The organism is Streptomyces sp. NPDC052079 (genome assembly GCF_040680275.1).
GTDB lineage: Bacteria > Actinomycetota > Actinomycetes > Streptomycetales > Streptomycetaceae > Streptomyces.
The window spans coordinates 18,981-40,208 of record NZ_JBFAWL010000024.1; the positions used below are offsets into that span (position 1 = coordinate 18,981).

At 70.8% G+C, this 21,228-nt stretch carries 17 protein-coding genes and 1 pseudogene; 9 read left to right on the forward strand and 9 right to left on the reverse strand.

Translation table 11 applies throughout. The annotated features are described in order from the left end of the window. Positions 1–123: 123 nt before the first annotated feature. Both AB0L56_RS26850 and AB0L56_RS26855 read right to left on the reverse strand, forming a co-directional pair. Positions 124–1,023, reverse strand: coding sequence for an ABC transporter permease (locus tag AB0L56_RS26850; protein WP_365427422.1), 900 nt, complete (start codon positions 1,021–1,023; stop codon positions 124–126). Next, positions 1,020–3,665, reverse strand: a complete 2,646-nt coding sequence (locus AB0L56_RS26855) for an alpha/beta fold hydrolase (RefSeq protein WP_365427425.1) — start codon at positions 3,663–3,665, stop codon at positions 1,020–1,022. The genes AB0L56_RS26850 and AB0L56_RS26855 overlap by 4 nt, the downstream gene beginning before the upstream one ends. Positions 3,666–3,827: 162 nt before the next feature. Here AB0L56_RS26855 and AB0L56_RS26860 point away from each other — a divergent pair, with 162 nt between their 5' ends. Both AB0L56_RS26860 and AB0L56_RS26865 read left to right on the forward strand, forming a co-directional pair. Further along, a complete protein-coding gene (locus AB0L56_RS26860; RefSeq protein WP_365427428.1) occupies positions 3,828–5,036 on the forward strand; it encodes a transposase in 1,209 nt (402 codons plus the stop codon). Between the two features lie 246 nt (positions 5,037–5,282). Further along, a complete protein-coding gene (locus AB0L56_RS26865) occupies positions 5,283–5,582 on the forward strand; it encodes an NIPSNAP family protein (protein WP_365427431.1) in 300 nt (99 codons plus the stop codon). Here AB0L56_RS26865 and AB0L56_RS26870 read toward each other — a convergent pair whose 3' ends face one another. The 3 genes from AB0L56_RS26870 to AB0L56_RS26880 all read right to left on the reverse strand — a co-directional run bounded on the left by AB0L56_RS26870 (position 5,583) and on the right by AB0L56_RS26880 (position 10,559). Continuing rightward, the gene (locus AB0L56_RS26870; protein WP_365427434.1) at positions 5,583–9,134 is read right to left on the reverse strand and encodes an AAA family ATPase; all 3,552 of its coding nucleotides are present in this window, start codon (positions 9,132–9,134) and stop codon (positions 5,583–5,585) included. 382 nt (positions 9,135–9,516) lie between these two features. Beyond that, on the reverse strand, positions 9,517–9,732 hold the full coding sequence (locus AB0L56_RS26875) for a DUF397 domain-containing protein (protein WP_365427437.1): 216 nt from the start codon (positions 9,730–9,732) through the stop codon (positions 9,517–9,519). Further along, positions 9,729–10,559, reverse strand: a complete 831-nt coding sequence (locus AB0L56_RS26880; RefSeq protein WP_365427440.1) for a helix-turn-helix transcriptional regulator — start codon at positions 10,557–10,559, stop codon at positions 9,729–9,731. Before AB0L56_RS26880 ends, AB0L56_RS26875 begins: the two co-directional genes overlap by 4 nt. Before the next feature lie 131 nt (positions 10,560–10,690). Between AB0L56_RS26880 and AB0L56_RS26885 the strand changes: the two genes are divergently transcribed. Both AB0L56_RS26885 and AB0L56_RS26890 read left to right on the forward strand, forming a co-directional pair. Then, a complete protein-coding gene (locus AB0L56_RS26885) occupies positions 10,691–10,924 on the forward strand; it encodes a hypothetical protein (RefSeq protein ID WP_365427443.1) in 234 nt (77 codons plus the stop codon). Continuing rightward, complete coding sequence (locus tag AB0L56_RS26890) at positions 10,921–11,121, forward strand: hypothetical protein (protein ID WP_365427445.1); 201 nt, start codon at positions 10,921–10,923, stop codon at positions 11,119–11,121. Before AB0L56_RS26885 ends, AB0L56_RS26890 begins: the two co-directional genes overlap by 4 nt. A 280-nt stretch (positions 11,122–11,401) precedes the next feature. Here the strand turns inward: AB0L56_RS26890 and mmsA are convergent, their stop codons facing one another. After that, entirely contained in the window at positions 11,402–12,904 is a 1,503-nt protein-coding gene (gene mmsA, locus AB0L56_RS26895) for a CoA-acylating methylmalonate-semialdehyde dehydrogenase (RefSeq protein ID WP_361035696.1), read from the reverse strand. 320 nt (positions 12,905–13,224) lie between these two features. Continuing rightward, positions 13,225–13,353: pseudogene (locus tag AB0L56_RS26900) on the reverse strand (5-dehydro-2-deoxygluconokinase); the annotation flags it as partial. 165 nt (positions 13,354–13,518) lie between these two features. Here AB0L56_RS26900 and AB0L56_RS26905 point away from each other — a divergent pair. The 3 genes from AB0L56_RS26905 to AB0L56_RS26915 all read left to right on the forward strand — a co-directional run bounded on the left by AB0L56_RS26905 (position 13,519) and on the right by AB0L56_RS26915 (position 15,299). Next, the gene (locus AB0L56_RS26905) at positions 13,519–14,058 is read left to right on the forward strand and encodes a hypothetical protein (RefSeq protein ID WP_365427449.1); all 540 of its coding nucleotides are present in this window, start codon (positions 13,519–13,521) and stop codon (positions 14,056–14,058) included. Between the two features lie 423 nt (positions 14,059–14,481). After that, positions 14,482–14,682, forward strand: a complete 201-nt coding sequence (locus tag AB0L56_RS26910) for a MerR family transcriptional regulator (RefSeq protein WP_190164332.1) — start codon at positions 14,482–14,484, stop codon at positions 14,680–14,682. A gap of 53 nt (positions 14,683–14,735) precedes the next feature. After that, the gene (locus AB0L56_RS26915) at positions 14,736–15,299 is read left to right on the forward strand and encodes a GNAT family protein (RefSeq protein WP_365427452.1); all 564 of its coding nucleotides are present in this window, start codon (positions 14,736–14,738) and stop codon (positions 15,297–15,299) included. On the opposite strand, the gene AB0L56_RS26920 is transcribed toward AB0L56_RS26915, so the two are convergent. After that, the gene (locus tag AB0L56_RS26920) at positions 15,280–16,323 is read right to left on the reverse strand and encodes a zinc-dependent alcohol dehydrogenase family protein (RefSeq protein ID WP_365427455.1); all 1,044 of its coding nucleotides are present in this window, start codon (positions 16,321–16,323) and stop codon (positions 15,280–15,282) included. The genes AB0L56_RS26915 and AB0L56_RS26920 overlap by 20 nt on opposite strands. 277 nt (positions 16,324–16,600) lie before the next feature. On the opposite strand from AB0L56_RS26920, the gene AB0L56_RS26925 reads away from it, so the two are divergent. Then, positions 16,601–16,840: a heavy-metal-associated domain-containing protein gene (locus AB0L56_RS26925; protein ID WP_361035709.1), complete on the forward strand. Its 240-nt coding sequence runs from the start codon at positions 16,601–16,603 to the stop codon at positions 16,838–16,840. 110 nt (positions 16,841–16,950) lie between these two features. After that, on the forward strand, positions 16,951–19,203 hold the full coding sequence (locus AB0L56_RS26930) for a heavy metal translocating P-type ATPase (protein WP_365427459.1): 2,253 nt from the start codon (positions 16,951–16,953) through the stop codon (positions 19,201–19,203). Positions 19,204–19,833: 630 nt separating this feature from the next. Here AB0L56_RS26930 and AB0L56_RS26935 read toward each other — a convergent pair. Beyond that, entirely contained in the window at positions 19,834–21,123 is a 1,290-nt protein-coding gene (locus AB0L56_RS26935) for a citrate synthase (protein ID WP_361035712.1), read from the reverse strand. Positions 21,124–21,228 lie beyond the last annotated feature (105 nt).

Genomic DNA, 21,228 nt, shown 5'->3' on the forward strand with positions numbered 1-21,228 from the left:
AGCGGCCACGCGATCTGGCCCTCCGCTGCCGCATGGCCTACTCCCTCATCAACCCGGCTCCGCGGAATCGGTTGCGCAGTTTCACCCGGTTGGCCCGCGTGACGCACGCGCGGGCGGGGGGTGTCAGGACACCACGTCCTTGCGCACGAACCCGCGGAACGCCAGCGCGAACAGCACGAGTGCGTACGTCACGGAGACCGCCGCGCCCTGGATCATGCCGGACCACTCCGGGGTCGGCTGGACGGCGTCCGCCCAGGCGAACTGCCAGTGCGCGGGCAGGAAGTGACGCCAGTCGCCGAGCGCGGTGACGGCGTCCAGCACATTGCCGAGGATCGTCAGGCCGACCGCTCCGCCGACCGCGCCCAGCGGGGCGTCGGTGCGGGTGGACAGCCAGAACGCCAGCCCGGCGGTGACCAGTTGCGACACGAAGATGTACGCCACGACCACCACGAGCCGCTGCGCCGCCGTGCCGGGGTCGAGCGCCCCGCCGGTGGGGATCCGCAGGGGCCCCCACCCGTAGGCGATCGTGCCGACGGCTAGCGCCACCACCGGGAGCAGCACCATCGCGGCGAGGCTCAGCCCCAGTCCGACGGCCAGCTTGGACCACAGCAGCCGCATCCGGGGCACGGGCGCGGCGAGCAGATAGCGCAGGGAGGACCAGCCGGCCTCGGCGGCGACCGTGTCCCCGCAGAACAGGGCGACCGGGATGACCAGCAGGAAGCCCGCGGACACGAACAGGTTCACGGCGGCGAAGTTGGCGCCGGACGCGGTGGCCGTGTCCATCAGGTTCACGCGGTCGCCGCCGTCCGGGCCGCCGTCCGGTGTGCCGCCGATCGCGAACGCGATCACCAGCACGAACGGCAGGGCGGCGAGGACGGCGCCCATCACGAAGGTGCGGCGGCGCTTGAGTTGGCGGACCAGTTCCACCCGCAGGGGCAGGGTACGGCCCGCGCGGTAGCCTGCGGCGACCTCGTCGGAGGCGGGCTGCCCGGCGGTCTCGTTCCGCTCGGTGAGCGTGCTCATGCGGACCCTCCGATCAGGGTGAGGAACGCGTCCTCGAGGCGGCGGTGCGGGCCGACCGACGCCACGGGCACCTCGAGCCGGACCAGTTCGGCGACCAGGCCCGCGGCGGTGCCGTCGGCGTCGAGCCGTACCAGCAGCCCCTCGTCGGTGCGGTCGGCCGAGGCGACGCCCGGCAGCGCGGCGATCTTCTCGGCGACCGGCTCCTCCACGGGCGTGACGGTGCCGACGAGCAGGGTGTCGCCGGAGCCGACGATCTCGTGCACCGGGCCGGCCTGGACGAGCCGCCCGCGGTCCATGACGACGAGGTGGGTGCAGGACTGCTCGACCTCGGAGAGCAGATGGCTGGAGACGATCACCGTGCGCCCGCCGGCGGCGTACCGGATCATCACCTCGCGCATCTCGCGGATCTGTGGCGGGTCGAGGCCATTGGTCGGCTCGTCCAGGATGAGCAGGTCCGGGAGGCCAAGCATGGCCTGGGCGATGGCGAGGCGCTGCCGCATGCCCTGCGAGTAGGTGCGCACCGCGCGGGCGAGGGCGTCCCCGAGTCCGGCGATCCGGAGGGCCTCGTCCAGGTGGGCGTCCTCGGGCGGGCGGCCGGTGGCCCGCCAGTACAGCTCCAGGTTCTCGCGGCCGGAGAGGTGCGGCAGGAAGCCCGCGCCCTCGACGAAGGCGCCGACCCGGGACAGCACCGGGGCGCCGGGGCGGATGGCGTGGCCGAAGACGCGGATCTCACCGCCGTCGGGCCTGATGAGGCCCATCAGCATGCGCAGGGTGGTCGTCTTGCCCGCGCCGTTCGGGCCGAGGAGGCCGAGCACCTGGCCCTTCTCCACACGGAACGACAGGTTCTGCACGGCGTACCGGTCCGCGGAACGGGCGTACCGCTTGCTCAGGTCGGTGATCTGGAGCGGGACCTCGGCCAGTTCCGGGTCGGGGGCCGGGGCGGTGGTGCGGCGGCGTCCGGTCAGCAGCAGGGCGAGCGCGATGAGCGCGCCGGCGGCCGGCAGCCACACCACCCAGGCGGGCAGCGGGGCGGCGGCGGTGCTGACGCCCGGCGCGGTGGGCACGGTGAGGCCGCTCTTCAGGGAGACGGTGTACGTCGCCGGGGCGGCCGGTGAGGCGTAGCCGAGGTCGGTGGAGGCGAGGACGAGGCGCAGGCGGTGGCCCTTGGGGACCTCGTGGTCGACGGCGGGGAGGGTGAGGGTCACGTCCTTGCCGGACCCGGCGCCCTCGACGCGGAACGGGGCGACCAGCTGCGAGGGCAGCACCTGCTGCCGGCCGTCCGGTCCGACGTCGTACACCTTGCCGAACAGGACGGCGTCCTCGCCGGTCGACTTCACGTGCACGGTGACGGCCGGCGATCCGGTGATCCGCAGATCGCTGCGGACGGGGGCGGATTCGAAGCGTGCGTACTGGCCGGGGAAGTCCAGGGAGATCCCGACGCCGAGTGAGGACAGCTGGGCGAGTCCGCCGGTGCCGCCGAGGCCGGGCAGGGTGGATAGGGCGGGCGGGTTGGCGCCGGCGGGGTTGTCGAAGCGCTGCTCCTGGCGTCCGGTCAGGGGAATCGACCGGCCGCCGTCGCTCAGCCCCGGGTAGGTGTCGGCGCTCGCGCCGTTCAGCACGGCCCGTCCGTCGGTGGAGTCGACGCCTCCGGTGCGGGTGACGCGGAAGGCGGGGCCGGTGTCGGCGCTCTCGTCGCCCTTGAGATAGCGGTCGAACCAGGTCCGTACCCGCTCCTCCACGCGGTCGGTCTCCATGTCGCCGCCGTCGTGTCCGCCCGCGATCCAGTCGACGTCGACCGGGGCGCCGTTGGCGCGGATCGCCTGCGCGGCGGCGTCGGCCTGGCCGAGCGGGAAGAGGGAGTCCGACTGCCCCTGCACCAGCAGCGTGGGCACGTCGATGCGGTCGGCGACCGCGGACGGCGAACGCGCCTCGAGCAGTGCACGGGCCTCGGCGTCCGGCACGCCCGACTCGGCGACCCGCTCGTACATCGCGCACAGCTCGGTCTGGAACCGGTCGCATCCGCCGCCGGAGTTGACGAAGAGGCCGGCCCACAGCTTCTTGAACACGCCGTCCGGGAAGAGCGCGTCGGCGAAATCGAAGTAGGTGATCGCCGGGGCGATGGCGTCGACCCGGTCGTCGTACCCGGCGCCGAGCAGGGCGATGGCACCGCCGTACGAGCCGCCCGCCATCCCGACCCGGGGGTCGCCGTCCTTGTCGAGCCGCACCTCGGGCCGGTCCGCGAGCCAGTCGATCAGCCGGGAGACGTCGGCGACCTCGCCCTCGGGGTCGTTCAGCCCGATCTTCCCGGTCGACTTCCCGAAGCCTCGCGCGGACCACGTCAGTACGGCGTATCCGTCACGCGCGAGGTCCTCTGCCTGCTCCCGCACGTCCTCCTTGCTACGGCCGAAACCGTGCCCGAGCAGCACGGCGGGCCGGCGTCCGCCGGGCCCGGCAGTGAAGTACGAGGTGTCGATCCGCACCCCGTCGCCCACGCTCACGACCCGGTCGGCACGGCGCACCGCGGGAGCGTCGTCGGAGGCGACGGCACTCCAGGTACCGGCACCGGCAAGCACGACGACGGCGGCCGCGGCGGCGGCGATCCGTCGCGGCCGTCGCCGCAATGGGGGCAGTCGAAGATCCATCAGAACCTAGCCAAGGGACGCCCCGCTTCAGCGGGGTGGGGAATGGCTTCTGTCACTGCTCTGACCTCGGCTTTCTGTACGGATCTGCACTGTTGTCAGTGGGGCCCGCTAGGTTGTCTGTACTGGCTGTGACCGTGCGATTGCGACAGGGGGTGGTCCGGGATGATGCGTGCCTACAAGTTCCTTCTCCGGCCCACGGTGCGCCAGGAGCAGGCGCTTGCCGGGATGCTGCGGGACCACTGCTCGCTGTACAACGGTGCGCTCCAGGAACGCCGGGACGCCTACCGGCACGTCTCGAAGACCAGCGTTCCTTACGGCGGTCAGTCCGCGCAGCTGAAGGAGATCCGGGCGTTCGACCCGGAGCGGCAGGGCCGCTGGTCGTTCTCCTCCCAACAGGCCACCCTGCGCCGTCTGGACAAGGCGTTCCAAGCATTCTTCCAGCGGGTGAAGGCCGGTCTCACGCCGGGCTACCCCAGGTTCAAAGGCGTCGGCCACTTCGACACGGTGACCTTCCCGAAGGACGGGGACGGCTGCCGCTGGGACTCCACCCCGCACGACCCGCAGACCCGGGTGCGGCTGCAGGGTGTCGGGCACGTCCGCGTGCACCGGCACCGGCCCGTGCGCGGCCGGGTCAAGACAATCAGCGTGAAGCGGGAGGGCCACCGCTGGTACGTCGTCCTGGCCTGTGACGACGTACCGGCCGAGCCGCTGCCTGCGACGGGAAGCATCGTCGGTATCGACATGGGCGTGAGGCACTTCCTCACCACGTCCGACGGTGAGCACGTGGAGAACCCGCGGTTCCTCCAGGTGATGGCGGAGGAGCTGGCCGCCGCCCAGCAGCACCTTGCGACGTTCCCCAAGCGGACCCGGCAGCGCACCAAGCGCCACCGCGCGGCGGCCCGGAAGGTCGCCGCGATCCACGCGAAGATCCGCAGGCAGCGGCTCGACCACCACCACAAGGCCGCAAACACGCTCGTCGCCGAGCATGACGTGATCGGCCACGAGAAGCTGAACACGGCCGGGATGACCAGGAGCCCGGCAGCCAGGCCCGACCCCGAGCAGCCCGGCGGTTTCCTGCCGAACGGGGCCGCCGCGAAGGCCGGGCTCAACCGCAGCATCCTCGACGCGGGTTGGGGACTGTTCTTCGGAATCCTGGCGCAGAAGGCTGAGAGTGCCGCTCGCCGCGTGATCCCGGTGGACGCCCGCAACACCTCCCGCACCTGCCCCGACTGCGGGCACGTCGCCAAGGAGAACCGCGTCACCCAAGCAAAGTTCGAGTGCACCGCGTGCGGCTTCCTCGCAAACGCCGACCACGTAGGCGCGCTCAATGTGCTCAGCAGGGCCGGGCTGGTCCTCTGCGACGGTGCTTAGCCACCGACGCAGGAAGCCCGCCGCTTCAGCGGTGGGTGGAGTCACGCGTCAACGGTATGGGCGAACCTGTCGTCCGGATGTCGACCGGAGACCGAACCCGGTGCCCTCCCGGGGGCGTACGCGAGCACCGCCGTGTACCACGGACGTGGTACGCGCGTTACGGTCAAAGTTCGTTGGACCATCTCTGATGGCGGCTGATCTCCCTAAGCTGTGCCACAACGTTCGAACAGCGGAAGGAAGTCCGCCTTGCCCAGAACCACGCAGCTGCGTACCTACACCGTTCGTGACGGTATGCTCGACGAGTGGGCCGAACGCTGGCGGCAGGAGATCGTGCCGCTGCGACTGAAGCTGGGTTTCACCATCGGCGGGGCGTGGGTGGAACGCGAACGCAACCAGTTCGTGTGGTTGATCTCCTACGAAGGTCCCGAGACGTTCCAGGAACGCAACGCGCTGTACTGGTCGTCACCTGAGCGCAAGGCGATGAACCTGGACCCGGATGACTACCTCGTCCACACCGACGACTGCACGGTCGAGCAGGTCTACTGATCACGGTTGATCGAGCGGCAGCATGTGGTGCCGCCGCTCCTCTTCCGTGAGCGTGCGAAAGACCCGCCCTCGCGCGACCGCCTCCAGCCGGTCGTAATCCGGCTCTGCGGGCCACACCCGGGCCGTCCCGTCGGCGGAGCCGGTCAGCAGCCGCTCACTGTCGCGGGACCATGCCACCGAGGTCACCTTGTCCTGGTGGACGCCGACGACACCGACCTCCTCGAAGGTGGCTGCGGACCATAGCCGTACGGTGCGGTCGTCGGACCCGGTGGCGACGTACCTGCCGTCGGGCGACCAGGCAACAGCGCGGACCCTTCCCTCGTGTCCTTTCAGAGTGTCGATGCGACGGCCTGTGGCCGTATCCCACACGGCGGCCGTCCAGTCCCCCGAGGCCGTGGCGACACGCGCCTCGTCCGAGGACCAAGCCGCGTCCTCCACATAGTCCTCATGTCCGCGCAGGACGGTGAGCTGCCGACTGTCGCTGGTGTCCCAGAGTCGGCAGGTCCGGTCGTCGGAACAACTGGCGAGCAGCCGCCCGCTCGGCGACCAGGACACGCGGCTCACCCAGTCCTGGTGTTCCGTGAGCTTCATCAACTCGGTCCCGTCCTGGGCCGACAGGACGCGTATGGCGCCGTCGTGCCCGCCGGTCGCGATCCGCCGGCCGTCCGGGGACCATGCGCATCCTTCGACAACCTCTCCACGCTGCGCGAAAAGTGTGCGGCCCGTCCCGTCCGCGACCCGGAGAAGCCCGTCGTTGGTGCTGAGCGCGAACCGGTCGCCGTGCGGCGAGCAGGCCACACTCCACACTCGGTCCTCCAGCCTCACCACAGGTCCGGCAGGAATGCCCGTCGCCGCGTCCCAGATGCGCAGGCTGCCGTCGTCGGATGCGGTGGCGATACGGCTGTCGGCCCCGGACCATACGGCCTCGTTCACCGGGCCGTCATGCCCGTCGACGAGTGTGGTCTCGGCGCCGCGCGGACGCAGGTCCCACACGATCCCGGTGCCGTCGGTCGAACCGGTGGCGAGCTGGGTGCCTGTGGGCGACCAGGTCACTCCCCACACGGTGTCGGTGTGTCCGCGCAACACCGCCAGGACCTTCGCGTCCTCGGCGTCGACGATGCGCACGGTCCGGTCGGAGGAGGCGGAAGCGAGCATCCGGCCGTCCGGTGACCAGGCCAGGTTCCAGACGTAGTCGGTGTGACCGCGCAGCAGCAGTCGCAGCTCACCCGTCGCCGCGTCCCAGACGCGGGCGGTGTGGTCACCAGAGCCGGTCGCGATGCGGCGCCCGTCCGGGGACCAGGCGATGCCTTCAACAAAGTCCGTGTGCCCGGTCAGGGTCACGGTGGCCGTCCCCGCCGCGTGGTCCCACACGATCACCGTCTGGTCGTGAGAGGCGGAGGCGAGAAGGCTGCTGTCCGGCGACCAGGCAACACCCCAGACGTCGTCGCCATGACCACGCAGTTCATGCACGAGCCGACCTGTCCGGGCCTCCCAGACCCGTACCACTCGGTCCTTGAACGTGGCGGCGATGTGCAGCCCGTCAGGCGACCAGGCCACCTGCCTGCCGATGTCTCCAGCCCCGGTCAGCAACCGTACGGGCTCACCGGAGACGGCGTCCCAGACCCGTACGACATGGTCCCGGCCGGCGGTGGTCACCTGGGCCGAATCGGGTGACCAGGCGACGGACTCGACCATCGCGCCGTCGGACGGCAGGACAAGCACGGGCCGACCGGACCGGGCATCGTAGACGCGGGCCGTACCGTCCCGGGAGGCCGTTGCCAGCATCCGCCCGTCCGGCGACCAGGCGATGTCGCGAACCGTGTCCGTGTGTCCGTCGAGCCGGGTGCGCGGATGGCTGGCGGCCAGGGCCGTCATCAGGCCCCGCCGCGCCGAGGGCGTCGGCGTGCACTCGCCCAGCGCGGCCAGTGACAGCAGCAGGGCCCGCTCGGGCTCGGTCTCCGCGCTGCTGAGAATTTGCCGGCCGATGCTGTCGGAGACACGGCTCAGGAAGGCGAGGTCCCGGCGCTGGGAAGCCTCGACAAGCGCCCGCGCGGGCGCCGACGCCTGCCCGGCATCGTCCAGTGCTTCGAGCCAGCGCTGCGCCACGGTGAGTCGCTCGCCGGTGAGGAGGTAGTCGGCGCTGCGCCCGGACCGCTCCCAGTCCTCGGCCCACCGCTCCAACTCGGCACGCTCCCGCAGCCGCTCGGCCCTCGCCTCGACCTCCTGCCGCAGCGGCGCCCACTGCCGGAACAGGGCCTCGTGCGTCACCTGCGCGTACGGCTCCTGGCCGGTGACCGCGTCCCCGCGTACGTCGGACCGCAGCAGCCGGGCATCGATGAACGCGTCCACCACATGCCGCTCCCGGTCGGTGAGGTCCGACAACGGCACATGGCGGCGGGCGACCTCCTGCCCCTCCACGGTGACGAACTTCAGCAGCACGCGGAGGACGAAGTCGATGGTGTCGCCCGTACCTAGACCGGCCACGGTGTTGTCGGCCTGCCGGGCCAGCGCGCCTGGTACGCCACCGAGCCGCTGGTACAGCTCCTCGGTGACCGTGCCGCCGGGGCCGGACGCGAAGTACAGCTCCTGGAGGAGGTAGGCGAGCAGCGGGAGTGCGTCGTCGGTGCCCGTCTCGCCCACGATCGTGTCGACCACGCCGGGCGGGAAGGAGAGACCCACCAGGGCACCGGGCGCCTCCACCACCTCGGCGAGCTGGGCTTGGCCCAGGGTGCCGATGGCGACGGGATGTTGGAAGAGTTCGGCGTGCCCGGTGCCGAGAAGTCTTCCCAGGAGGTCCACGCGGAGGGTGGCCAGTACGCGGACCGAGGGATCCTGCTCCAGACAGGTGCGCAGGGATTCGAGGAATTGGGCTGGTTCCCGCTCGCCCCCGAGGGTGACGAGCTCCTCGAACTGGTCGATGACGAGGAGTGTCCGCCGGAAGCGTCCTCCGCGTAACTGGGCCAGCTCCGCCCGGAGAGCATCCGGCCCCTGACGCAGCCGCCGCAGTACGGCGCCGGCTGTTTCCCGCTCCCCGGCGGCGGTCGCGAGGGACGCGGCCACGGCGCCGAGCGGATTCGGACCGGGTGAGAAGGGCGGGACGACAGTCCAGCGGCGCTCTCGCAAGCGGGGCAGCACCCCGGCCCGCACGAGTGAGGACTTCCCGCTGCCGGAGGCCCCGGCCAGTAGAAGAAACCGGTCGACGGGGCGCGTCGCGGGAGCGTGCAGCCTTCGCGTCAACTCGGCGGCCTGCGCCTCCCGACCGAAGTAGACGGCCGCTTCGTCCTCGTCATACGCGTCCAGGCCCGGATACGGGACCCGATCACGCGGCCAGTCGGCTTGCGGCGGCGCGGGATTCTCCAGCCGGTACACCACGACCTGCCCGACCACCATGGCCACCACCAGCAGCCCGATCGCCGGGACCGAGAACCGCTGGATGACTTCGAGCGCCCACGGAGCATCGTCCGTGCTGGTGGCGTAGTTGGTGGTGATGCCGAGTAAGCAGGCAATCAGCGCCAGCGTGATCTGGAGCAGCACCTGCATCCGGTGTCTCATCCGGCACCACTCACGACCGCATTACTGCCCGCCGGCACGCCCTGCCCCCGATCCACCGGCCTCGGAGCCGGTCCCACGTTTCCTCGACCCTCACCACGGACAGGAGGGCTCGTGACCATCTTCCGGGGCGGCCGAGACGCGATCAACGGTGCGGGTTGGATCCGGCCACAACAGGCCGTACAGGGCACCGCCGCCGAAACCGCGGTCATCCACGAGGCACCCCAACATCGGCGGGGAGGACGGCGACAGATCGACACTCGCGTCGGTGGCGATCGGAACACCCCCGCGTCGGCGGGGAGGACCCCGTCCGGGGTGAACAAGCTCGTAATGGGTCGATCTTCCCCGCCGACGCGGGGATGTTCCCTGGGGCAGCGGCTACGTATCAGGCAGTCGGGTAATCAGGGCCCTTGAGGGTGTCGAGGAAGGCCGTCCAGGCGGTGACGGGGAAGCGGAGGACGGGGCCGTGCGGGCTCTTGCTGTCGCGGACGGGGACAACGGCGGGGAGGCCTTCGGCGACCTCGACACAGTTGTTCTGACCCCCGTCGCTGTAGCTCGACTTGCGCCACGTCACAGTGCCGAGATCGGAGGTGCGGTTCATGATCGGTGTTCCTCCAGGATGCGCTCGATGAACGTCACCGATTCCAGCGGTGTCAGTGCCGCGTCTCGGATCCGATCGTAGGCCAAGCGGTACTTGAGGAAGTCATCCGATTCTTCGATCAGTTCGCCCGACGCGCTGCCCTCCAGGTAGGCGACGGAGTTGCCATCCGGCTGCCACAACAGGGAGAGCGCGCCGTCGGGAACCGGCTGTACTCCCACGCTGAACGGCAGCACCTGGACAGTGATCGACGGCTGTCCTGCCGAGAAGATGAGGTGGGTCAACTGGTCTTCCCAGATCTTGGGATCGGCCGGTACGCGGCGTAGCGCCGCCTCGTCGATGATCGCGCGGACAGCCGGCCGGGGCTTCTTGTGCAGCAACTCCTGTCGACCGATGCGGGCGACGACCTGCTCCTCCAGTTCCTCCTCGTCGATCTGTGTCGGCCAGAGGGACAACAGGACACGTGCGAACCCCTCGGTCTGGAGCAAGCCGGGGATGACCGGCGTGTACATGTGCATCACGTTGGCCGTGGCCTCCAGCCGCATGAACGTCTTGTACTGGTCCTTGAACACCTCCATCCGCGCCAACTTCCAGAGCCGTACCAACAGGTCCCCGGTCTCGTAGTACGTGTCCAGGTCCTCCATCACCGGACGCTTGGAGATGCGTTCGGCGGCTTCAAGCCGGTACAGGTAGCTCTTGTCGTAATTGGTGTCGTCGGCGAGTTGGCTCAGCGACTTGCCCGCCTTCTCGCGGAGGTAGCGCAGGGTGCTGCCGAGTGCGCCCCGCGCGGAGTCCTCGTTGGTGTCCTGGTGCTCCGATCGTACGTCCACCGGTCTTCCCCCCTCTGCCCCTCGTGCCGCCTCCGCTGCCGTGCGGGACGGCAACGCGTCAACCCTGTTCACGTCACCTGCTCAGCGTGACGCTTTGAGTGCAGCACGTAACGGACGAGCGGAGCAGGCGAATGACGGACAAGGAACTCGAAGCGGTGATGGACGGAATTCAGCGGGCGGAAGCCGTGCGGGAGGAGTTGGGGGCGGCGCTGGCCGGTGTCGGGGTCACGCTGCCCTCGCTGGCGCTGGACGTTCCCATGGTCGCGGCGTGCCACGCGGAGCCGCTCATCGATCTCGGGCGCTGCAACCTCCCGACCGCCCGCAAGCTCGCGGCCGTCCTGCGGGCCGCCGGAACGGCGCGGTGAGCGAGGAGGAGCGGCCGCTCACGGCTGAGGAGTGGTTGCTGATGCTGCGGGTGCTGGCCTGTCTGAGGGACGGCCTGGTGCACGACAGTGAGCAGCGGCGGCCGGATGATGAGGCGTCAGCGCCGTCCGCGCGGGCGTTGAGCACGCGGGTTCGGGAGCCCAACCGCTGGAGCAGTCACCAGGGCGGTCTGCGGTGACCGGGCGGTCGTCGGGCGTGGACTGGCTCGCGCCGCCACGCGGCACGGACGAGATCCCGCGCGGGGCGCTGGTGGAGGATCCGGATTCGGGGCGGGTCGGGGTGCTCCAGGACGTCACCGCGTACGTGCCTCCCTGGCGAGGGGATCAGCGCCCGCGTCCGACCGCGTTCGTGCGTCCCGTCGGCGGGGGCCGGGAGTGGACCGTAGCCCCGGAGCGGTTGCGTCCGGCGGATGTCATGAACCGTCACCCCGGTCGGCCGGGGTGACGGTTCAAGCGGCCTCAGTGGTTGCGCGGGAAGCCCAGGTCGACGCCGGCGGGGGCGTCGGCCGGGTCGGGCCAGCGGGTGGTGACGACCTTGCCGCGGGTGTAGAAGTGCGTGCCGTCGTTGCCGTAGATGTGGTGGTCGCCGAAGAGGGAGTCCTTCCAGCCGCCGAAGGAGTGGTAGCCGACGGGGACCGGGATCGGGACGTTGACGCCGACCATGCCGGCCTCGACCTCCAGCTGGAAGCGGCGGGCCGCGCCGCCGTCCCGGGTGAAGATCGCGGTGCCGTTGCCGAAGGGCGAGGAGTTGATGAGGTCCAGGGCCTCCTCGTAGGTCTCCGTGCGCAGGACGCACAGGACCGGGCCGAAGATCTCGTCCTGGTAGGCCTTCGCGGTCGTCGGCACCTTGTCAAGGAGGGAGATGCCGATCCAGTGGCCGTTCTCGTGGCCGTCCACGGTGTATCCGGTGCCGTCCAGGACGACCTCGGCGCCCTCGTCCGCCGCGCCGGCCACGTAGGAGGCGACCTTGTCGCGGTGGACCTTGGTGATCAGCGGGCCCATCTCGGAGGTGGGGTCGTTGCCGGGGCCGATCTTGATCTTCTCGGCCCGCTCGCGGATCTTCTGCACCAGCTCGTCGCCGATCGCGCCGACGGCGACGACTGCGGAGATCGCCATGCAGCGCTCGCCCGCCGAGCCGTAGGCCGCGGAGACGGCCGCGTCGGCCGCCGCGTCGAGGTCGGCGTCGGGCAGGACCAGCATGTGGTTCTTGGCGCCGCCCAGGGCCTGCACGCGCTTGCCGTTCGCGGAGGCGGTGGTGTGGATGTAGCGGGCGATGGGGGTGGAGCCGACGAAGGAGACGGCCTTGACGTCGGGGTGCTCCAGGAGGCGGTCGACGGCCACCTTGTCGCCGTGGACGACGTTGAACACGCCGTCGGGGAGGCCGGCCTCGGAGAGGAGTTCGGCGAGGCGGATCGAGGCGGACGGGTCCTTCTCGGAGGGCTTCAGCACGAACGTGTTGCCGCAGGCGATGGCGAGCGGGAACATCCACATCGGCACCATCGCCGGGAAGTTGAACGGCGTGATGCCGGCGACCACGCCCAGCGGCTGACGGATTGACGACACGTCGACGCGGGTGGCGACCTGGGTGGACAGCTCACCCTTGAGCTGCACGCTGATTCCGCAGGCCAGGTCGACGATCTCCAGGCCGCGCGCGACCTCGCCGAGGGCGTCGGAGTGCACCTTGCCGTGCTCGGCGGTGATCAGTTCGGCGATCTCGTCGCGGTGGGCGTCGAGGAGGGCGCGGAACTTGAAGAGGATGCTGGTGCGGGCGGCCAGGGAGGACTGGCCCCAGGTCTGGTACGCCTCCTTGGCGGCGGCTACCGCGGCGTCCACCTCCTCGACGGAGGCGAACGCGACCTTGGTGGTGACCTCGCCGGTCGCCGGGTCCGTCACCGGCCCGTGGTTGCCCGAGGCGCCTTCGACGGTCTTGCCGCCGATCCAGTGGTTGACGATCTTCGTCATGACCGAGAACTCCTTCGCAGATGGCGGCGTCGGGTGGAGACGTGCCGTTGGTGCAGCTCGTACAGCTCGTGTGCGCCGGCCGCGGACGCGGGTGCCGCGGTCCGGGCCATGCCCTCATCCCACCAGTCCGGGGCCCCGGGCGGGACCGACACAGTGTCGGCCGTTCGGGTCCGCGAGTGGACACATGGGACTTCGGCGGAACCTCCGGCGCGGGGCCGCGGCGGGCGGGGAGTCGTCGCTCGCACTTCGCTCCTGCCAAAGCGAGGCGGTGTCCCGCGCCGGAGGCGATCGGTGGGGCGCCGTCGCCGGCTCCCCGGGGTGACCGCGACATCGGCCGCCGAGCCGCCGGGGAACGTGCCGTAGGTCGTGATCCGCGGCAGCGGTACACCCGTCCGGAGCGGGTGGAGGTCCACTCCGGTCCGCTCCGTGGTGATCAGGTCGTACGCCATCGCGTTCCCTTCGTACGGCTCGCCGGCCCTGCGGCACATACGGCTCACCCCGGTTTCTAGCCCCGCGCGCGAAGCCCTGTCAATGTTTTGTCCGGACATTCGGACGAAAACCCGAAGGTCTCGTCCGGACCCCGTTGTCAGTCACCGCCGATAACGTGCGGCGGCATGCCGAACGCGTACACCACCCTGTGGACCAACGACCTGTGCAAGGCCCTTGCCCGCGAGGGTTTTACGGGGGAGCGCCTGACCGTGATGTTCGGCGGGCCGCACCAGTCGCTGCCGAGCTTTCTGCGCGCCGGGGTGTGCCCGGGTGACGTCATCCATCCGGTCCGGGTCTTCCGCAGGCAGCTGTGGGTGCTCGGGGCGATGGAGGTGGGGCGCGTCCTGGACTACGACACCGTGGGTGAGGAGCTGGCCATGGAGGACTACCTCCGGCTCATCCACTGGAAAACGCTGAAGGCGGGCTGTGTCAGCGAGGTCGTCGTCGGGCCGCCCGGCAGCCCGCTCACCTTCGAGCGCCCTGTCCCGCCCGACCTGCTGGCCCGGCTGACCTACCGGTCGCGGCGGGGCGAGCGGCAGATCAAGCATGTGGTGGACGGCGAGCTGCGCAACGCGGTGAGCGTGCACGGCATCTACCGGCTGGCGCCGGAGTCGGCCGCCGAGCTGGACGCCCTGGTACGGGAGTCCCGCGCCGCCGCCGCGTGACGCCCGGGAGGCGCGGCGGGGTTGTCGCGTGACCCCGAGAGGCCGTCGCGGAGAGGCCCGAGGTGGGCGCGGCCGGGGGTGGTCGAAGGGACGCAGAGAGGCCGTCGCGGAGACACCAAGGGGACGGCGCCCGGGGACTTCCTGGGTCCTCGCGTGATCCCACTCGCCGGCGCGGAAGTCAATGCGCCCCGCCGGTGAGCCGGAGTGCGCCTGTGCGTCACTCCTGTCACAAATACGCCCGCGCCGTCACGGATGTCACGCCCGCGCGGGCCTTCCGTCACACCCGGCGCACAGCCCCTGCCCTGTCTCCGCCCGGTCTCGTTCACCGGGCACAACGCATGCCTGATCACCAGCGCAGCGCCCGGCTCCCCCTGACGGCCGTCCCCGGCCGCCGCCGCGGTGCGCGCGGGGAGGTGCAACGCCATGACCGACCGACGGCTGTGGTCCTACAAGGACATCGCGGCACATATCAAGGTGCAGCCGGACACCGTGCGTTCCTACCGCAAGCACGGCCTGCTGCCTCCGCCCGACCACGTGGAGGGCGGCAAGCCCTACTGGTACGCCGACACCATCCGCACCTGGGTCGCCGCCCGCCCGGGCAACCGCGGCCGCAGAGCCGACTGACCTCCGGGAAAAGCAGCTGTGCCCCGCCCGGGTGGTGGGGCACAGTTGCGTGCATGAACTTCGCCGTCAAACCCACCCTCACCGGCTCCTCGGCCGTACTGCGCCCCTTCACCGAGGCCGACGCCGACGCGATGTGGGAGATCATGCAGGACCCGGACGTCGTCCGCTTCACCTTCGAGCCCTCCGTGCGGATCACCCGGGAAAGCCTGCGCGCCTGGTACGGCTCGCGCGCGGAGCAGCCCGACCGGCTCGACCTCGCCGTCACCGACCGGACCACCGGGGAACTCGTCGGCGAGGTGGTCCTGAACGAGTGGGATCCGGACGCCCGCAGCTGCAACTTCCGCACGCTGATCGGTCCGCGCGGCCGTGGCCGGGGGCTGGGCACCGAGGCGATCCGGCTGATCGTCGAGTACGGCTTCGAGCGGCTGGGTCTGCGCCGCATCGAACTCGCCGCCTACGGCACCAACACCCGGGCGCTGCACGTCTACGAGAAGGTCGGCTTCGTCGTCGAGGGTGTCCGCCGCGAGGTGCGGCTGCGGGACGGCGAGTGGGCCGACGAGGTGATCATGGCGATGCTCGACCGGGAGTGGGCGGCGCTCAGCTCCACGGCTCGATGACCGTCACGCCCGCGCCCGGAGCCGTCCCCATGGCCGCGAGGGCGGAGGGCACCGCGTCGAGTCCGATCGTGGACGTCACCAGCAGGTCGGGCCGGAACACGCCGGCGTGGACCAGTTCCAGCATCGGGGGGTAGGTGTGCGCGGCCATGCCGTGGCTGCCGAGGATCTCGAGCTCCAGGGCGATGGCGCGGGCCATGGGGACGGGGGTGGTGCCCGTCGGTGAGGGGAGCAGGCCGACCTGGACGTGCCGGCCCCGGCGGCGCAGGCCGTTCACCGAGGAGGCGCAGGTGGCGGGGGCGCCGAGCGCGTCCAGGGAGAGGTGGGCGCCGCCCCCGGTGAGCTCGCGGACCGCCTCGGCCGGGTCGTCCACGGCCGACGCGTCCACGCACTGTGCCGCGCCGAACCGCCGCGCCAGGTCGAGGGCCCCCGGTGACACGTCGACGGCGACGACGCGTGCGCCGGCCGCCGCCGCGATCATCACGGCCGAGAGTCCCACCCCGCCGCAGCCGTGCACGGCGACCCACTCCCCCGCCGCCGCCCGGCCCTGCTGCACCACCGCCCGGTAGGCCGTGGCGAAGCGGCAGCCGAGGGAGGCGGCCGTCGCGAAGGACATCCCGTCGGGAACCGCGACCAGGTTCACGTCCGCGTGGTCCAGCGCCACATAGTGGGCGAAGGAACCCCAGTGGGTGAAGCCCGGCTGGGTCTGCCGCTCGCACACCTGCTGGTCACCGGCCGCGCAGGCGGGGCAGGAACCGCAGGCGCAGACGAACGGGACGGTGACGCGGTCCCCGGCACGCCAGCCGGTGACCCGGGCGCCGACCGCTTCGACGACGCCGGCGAGTTCATGGCCGGGGACATGCGGGAGGGTGATGTCCGGGTCGTGACCCTGCCAGCCGTGCCAGTCGCTTCGGCACAGGCCGGTGGCCTCGACGCGGACCACGACTCCGTGCTCGGCGGGCTCCGGGTCCGCGACCTCCCGTACCTCGGCCGGTTCCCCGTACCGCTCGAACACCACCGCCCGCATGTCCCGTCCCGCCTTCCGGTAATCAACGCTTCCGGCGGAACGCTATCCCCGGGCCTCCACCTTGCCGCGGGCGGCCTCCGTCTCCTCCCGTGACCGTCGGCGGGGCCGGTCGCCGGCTCCCCCTCGCCTACGTCCAGGAGCTGAAGAACGTCCTCGTCCGCCACCTCGACCCGCTCGTCGTGGATTCATACCCCCTAGGGGTATAGTCTGGAGGGGTGCGGCCCCCCGTGGGTCCCATCGACCGTCACATCCCTACGCCCCGACGAGGAGTAACGACATGACCTCCCAGACCGACACCCAGGGTTCCGTCACCACCGTCTACAAAGTGAGCGGAATGAGCTGCGGGCACTGCGAGGGCGCCGTCTCCGGCGAGCTCTCCGCGATCCCCGGCGTCAGCTCGGTGACGGCCGTCGCCTCCTCCGGGGAGGTAACCGTGGTCTCCGCGGCCCCGCTCGACGAGGAGGCCGTGCGCGCCGCCGTCGAGGAGGCCGGCTACGAGCTGACCGGCACCGTCTGAACCGGGCGGTGCACCCCGCGCGGAGTGAACCGGGCCGTACCGGCCACCCGTTCCCTGCGGCCCGGCGCGCCGCGCGCCCCCGGATCCGCGGACGTCCCTGGAGTACGGACATGACCAGCACCACCGCCGCCGAGGCACCGGCCGCCCAGCAGCCGGCGGTCTCGGAGGTCGAGCTGCTCATCGGCGGGATGACCTGCGCCTCCTGCGCGGCCCGCGTCGAGAAGAAGCTCAACCGCATGGACGGCGTCACCGCCACGGTGAACTACGCGACGGAGAAGGCCCGGATCACCTGTCCGCCGGGCGTCGAGGTCGCCGATCTGATCACCACGGTGGTGCGCACCGGCTACACCGCCGAGGAACCCGCGCGGGAGGAGCGCGAGGAGGACTCCGCACGCGAGGCCGACCCCGAGCTGGTCGCCCTGCGCCGACGGCTGGCCGTGTCCGCGCTCCTCGCCCTGCCCGTCGTCCTCCTGGCCATGATCCCGCCCCTGCAGTTCGACAACTGGCAGTGGCTCTCGCTCACCCTCGCCGCGCCCGTCGTGATCTGGGGCGCCGCCCCCTTCCACCGGGCCGCCTGGACCAACCTGCGGCACGGCGCGGCCACCATGGACACGCTGGTGTCCGTCGGCACGCTCGCCGCGTTCGGCTGGTCCCTGTGGGCGCTGTTCCTGGGCGACGCGGGCATGCCCGGCATGCGGCACCCGTTCGAGCTGACCGTCTCGCGCGGCGACGGCGCGTCGATGATCTATCTGGAGGTCGCCGCCGGCGTCACCGCCTTCCTCCTGCTCGGCCGCTATCTGGAGGCCCGCTCCAAGCGCCGCGCGGGAGCGGCGCTGCGGGCGCTGATGGAGCTGGGCGCCAAGGACGTGGCCGTGCTCCGCGCGGGGCGAGAGGTGCGGATTCCGGCGGAGCGGCTGGCCGTGGGCGACCGGTTCGTCGTACGCCCCGGGGAGAAGATCGCCACCGACGGCGCGGTGGTGGAGGGCGTCTCCGCCGTGGACGCGTCCATGCTGACCGGCGAGTCCGTACCGGTGGACGTCATCGTCGGCGACACCGTCACCGGCGCCACGGTCAACGCGGGCGGGCGGCTCGTCGTCGAGGCCACCCGGATCGGCGCCGACACACAGCTCGCGCGCATGGCGCGGATGGTGGAGGAGGCGCAGAACGGCAAGGCACAGGTGCAGCGCCTCGCCAACCGGATCGCCGGGGTCTTCGTCCCCGCGGTGTTGCTGATCGCGGTCGCCACCTTCGGCGGCTGGCTCGGCGCCACCGGCGACACGGTCGCCGCGTTCACCGCGGCCGTCGCCGTCCTGATCATCGCCTGCCCGTGCGCCCTCGGGCTCGCCACGCCGACCGCGCTGATGGTCGGCACCGGGCGGGGCGCCCAGCTCGGCATCCTCATCAAGGGCCCTGAGGTCCTGGAGTCCACCCGCGGTGTCGACACCGTCGTCCTGGACAAGACCGGCACCGTCACCACCGGACGGATGTCCCTGCAGGACGTGTACGTCGCCGAGGGCACCGACGAGCGGCAGCTGCTGCGGCTCGCGGGTGCCCTGGAGCACGCCTCCGAGCACCCCGTCGCCCGGGCGATCGCCGCGGGCGCGCAGGAACGTGCCGGTGCGCTGCCGGAGGCCGAGCACTTCGAGAACGTGCCCGGCAGGGGCGTACGCGGGCGTGTGGACGGCCACGAGGTCGCCGTCGGACGCCTCTTCGAGCACTTCGGCGAGCTGCCGCCGGAGCTGGCCCGGGCCAGGGAGGAGGCCGAGCGCTCGGGGCGTACGGCCGTGGTGGCCGGCTGGGACGGAGCGGCACGCGGTGTCCTCGCCGTCGCCGACGCGGTGAAGGAGACCAGCGCCGAGGCGGTGCGCGATCTGCGCGCACTGGGGCTCACGCCGGTGCTGCTGACCGGCGACAACCGGACCGTGGCCGAGGCGGTGGCCCGGGCCGTCGGCATCGACCGGGTGATCGCCGAGGTGCTGCCCGAGGACAAGGCCGGCGTCGTGCGCGGGCTGCAGGAGGAGGGGCGCAGCGTCGCCATGGTCGGTGACGGCGTCAACGACGCGGCCGCGCTGGCTGTCGCTGATCTGGGTCTCGCCCTGGGCACGGGTACGGACGCGGCGATCGAGGCGGGCGACCTGACCCTGGTGCGAGGCGATCTGCGGGTGGCGGCGGATGCGATACGGCTGTCCCGCCGCACCCTCGCCACCATCAAGGGCAATCTCGTGTGGGCCTTCGGCTACAACGTCGCCGCGCTGCCGCTGGCCGCGGCCGGGCTGCTGAACCCGATGATCGCCGGTGCCGCCATGGCGTTCTCCTCGGTGTTCGTGGTGACGAACAGCCTGCGGCTGCGGGCGTTTCATTGAGGTCTCAAGTTGGGGTGTACCCCTGGAGTCCGGTACGACCCTCACATAAGCTCTTCACAAGGCCCGCGCATCATCCTTACGCTTGGGCCCCGTGAGAGGTTTGCGGACTCTTGCGCACCTAAGGGCGTTATGCAAGAGACGCAGATCACAGTGATCTGAACGTAACCATCGAAGGGGTTCGAAGGTCTAAGTTGGCGATGTCGGGCAGCGTCTTGGGGGGCGCTTCCTGACACCGGGGATTGTCTTGGGGGACTTTCCCGGAGATTGCGTTGCCGGGACACGTACCAGCGGGAAGCTTTGAGCGGCCCTCCCGAACGTGCGCTGTCCCGGCAGACCGCACACCGACGAGTACGGCGGGTTCAGGTCCGTCCGTGCTCACACAGCGATTCAGGCGCTGTTTTCACAGGCGCCCGGCCGGATCCCGTGGGGGGAATCCGCACCGGGACATGGGAAGGCGCCCCGGTTCGTCGGCCCGTGGGGGGACCGGCGACCGGGGCGCCTTCTCTCTTTGCGGTTGTGCGACACCCAAGGGGCGCGGGGAACTGCGCGACCAGCCACAGCCGACCCGCAGTCGCCCACGCCCCTTCAGCAACGAGCTACTAGGCCCACCGCGCACCCCACCGGCAGGTGTCAGCGCTCCTCGACCGGGACGAAGTCGCGCTCGACGACGCCCGTGTAGATCTGGCGCGGGCGGCCGATGCGGGAACCCGGCTCCTTGATCATCTCGTGCCACTGGGCGATCCATCCCGGCAGCCGGCCGAGGGCGAACAGGACCGTGAACATCTCGGTCGGGAAGCCCATGGCCCGGTAGATCAGGCCGGTGTAGAAGTCGACGTTCGGGTACAGGCTGCGCGAGACGAAGTAGTCGTCGGAGAGCGCGTGCTCCTCCAGCTTCAGCGCGATGTCCAGCAGCTCGTCGGACTTGCCGAGGGCGGACAGGACGTCGTGCGCGGCGGCCTTGATGATCTTGGCGCGCGGGTCGAAGTTCTTGTAGACCCGGTGGCCGAAGCCCATCAGGCGGACGCCGTCCTCCTTGTTCTTCACCTTGCGGATGAAGGAGTCGACGTCGCCGCCGGAGTCGCGGATGCCCTCCAGCATCTCCAGCACCGACTGGTTGGCGCCGCCGTGCAGCGGGCCCCACAGGGCGGAGATACCGGCGGAGATCGACGCGAACATGTTCGCCTGCGAGGAGCCCACCAGACGCACCGTGGAGGTCGAGCAGTTCTGCTCGTGGTCCGCGTGCAGGATCAGCAGCTTGTCCAGGGCGGAGACGACGACCGGGTCGAGTTCGTAGTCCTGCGCGGGCACGGAGAAGGTCATGCGCAGGAAGTTCTCGACGTACCCGAGGTCGTTGCGCGGGTAGACGAACGGGTGACCGATCGACTTCTTGTACGCATAGGCCGCGATCGTCGGAAGCTTGGCGAGCAGGCGGATCGTGGAGAGGTTGCGCTGACGCTCGTCGAACGGGTTGTGGCTGTCCTGGTAGAACGTCGACAGGGCGGAGACCACCGACGACAGCATGGCCATCGGGTGGGCGTCGCGCGGGAAGCCCTTGTAGAAGTTCTTGACGTCCTCGTGCAGCAGGGTGTGCTGCGTGATCTCGTTCTTGAACGAGGTCAGCTCGTCGACGGTCGGCAGCTCGCCGTTGATCAGCAGGTAGGCGACCTCCAGGAAGGTGGAGCGCTCGGCCAGCTGCTCGATCGGGTAGCCGCGGTACCGGAGGATGCCGGCCTCGCCGTCGAGATAGGTGATCTTGGATTTATAGGCCGCGGTGTTGCCGTAGCCGCTGTCCAGCGTCACCAAACCGGTCTGGGCGCGGAGCTTCCCGATGTCGAAGCCCTTGTCACCGACGGTGCTGTCGATCACCGGGTAGGTGTACTCGCTGCCGTTGTACCGCAGTACTACAGAGTTGTCGCTCACGTCTTCCCTCACCGACGTTGTGCCTCATCTTCGAGGTGCCCTGACTGTCTCTACCATCCCCCACTCGGCTCAGTAGAGTGCACTCGGGGTCGACCATCGGGCCTA

Coding starts and splice junctions, on each gene's coding strand:
- mmsA (WP_361035696.1), bottom strand. CDS start 12,904: ATGACGAAGATCGTCAACCACTGGATCGGCGGCAAGACCGTCGAAGGC.
- AB0L56_RS26855 (WP_365427425.1), bottom strand. CDS start 3,665: ATGGATCTTCGACTGCCCCCATTGCGGCGACGGCCGCGACGGATCGCC.
- AB0L56_RS26925 (WP_361035709.1), top strand. CDS start 16,601: ATGACCTCCCAGACCGACACCCAGGGTTCCGTCACCACCGTCTACAAA.
- AB0L56_RS26930 (WP_365427459.1), top strand. CDS start 16,951: ATGACCAGCACCACCGCCGCCGAGGCACCGGCCGCCCAGCAGCCGGCG.
- AB0L56_RS26915 (WP_365427452.1), top strand. CDS start 14,736: ATGAACTTCGCCGTCAAACCCACCCTCACCGGCTCCTCGGCCGTACTG.
- AB0L56_RS26860 (WP_365427428.1), top strand. CDS start 3,828: ATGATGCGTGCCTACAAGTTCCTTCTCCGGCCCACGGTGCGCCAGGAG.
- AB0L56_RS26905 (WP_365427449.1), top strand. CDS start 13,519: ATGCCGAACGCGTACACCACCCTGTGGACCAACGACCTGTGCAAGGCC.
- AB0L56_RS26850 (WP_365427422.1), bottom strand. CDS start 1,023: ATGAGCACGCTCACCGAGCGGAACGAGACCGCCGGGCAGCCCGCCTCC.
- AB0L56_RS26870 (WP_365427434.1), bottom strand. CDS start 9,134: ATGAGACACCGGATGCAGGTGCTGCTCCAGATCACGCTGGCGCTGATT.
- AB0L56_RS26920 (WP_365427455.1), bottom strand. CDS start 16,323: ATGCGGGCGGTGGTGTTCGAGCGGTACGGGGAACCGGCCGAGGTACGG.
- AB0L56_RS26910 (WP_190164332.1), top strand. CDS start 14,482: ATGACCGACCGACGGCTGTGGTCCTACAAGGACATCGCGGCACATATC.
- AB0L56_RS26875 (WP_365427437.1), bottom strand. CDS start 9,732: ATGAACCGCACCTCCGATCTCGGCACTGTGACGTGGCGCAAGTCGAGC.
- AB0L56_RS26885 (WP_365427443.1), top strand. CDS start 10,691: ATGACGGACAAGGAACTCGAAGCGGTGATGGACGGAATTCAGCGGGCG.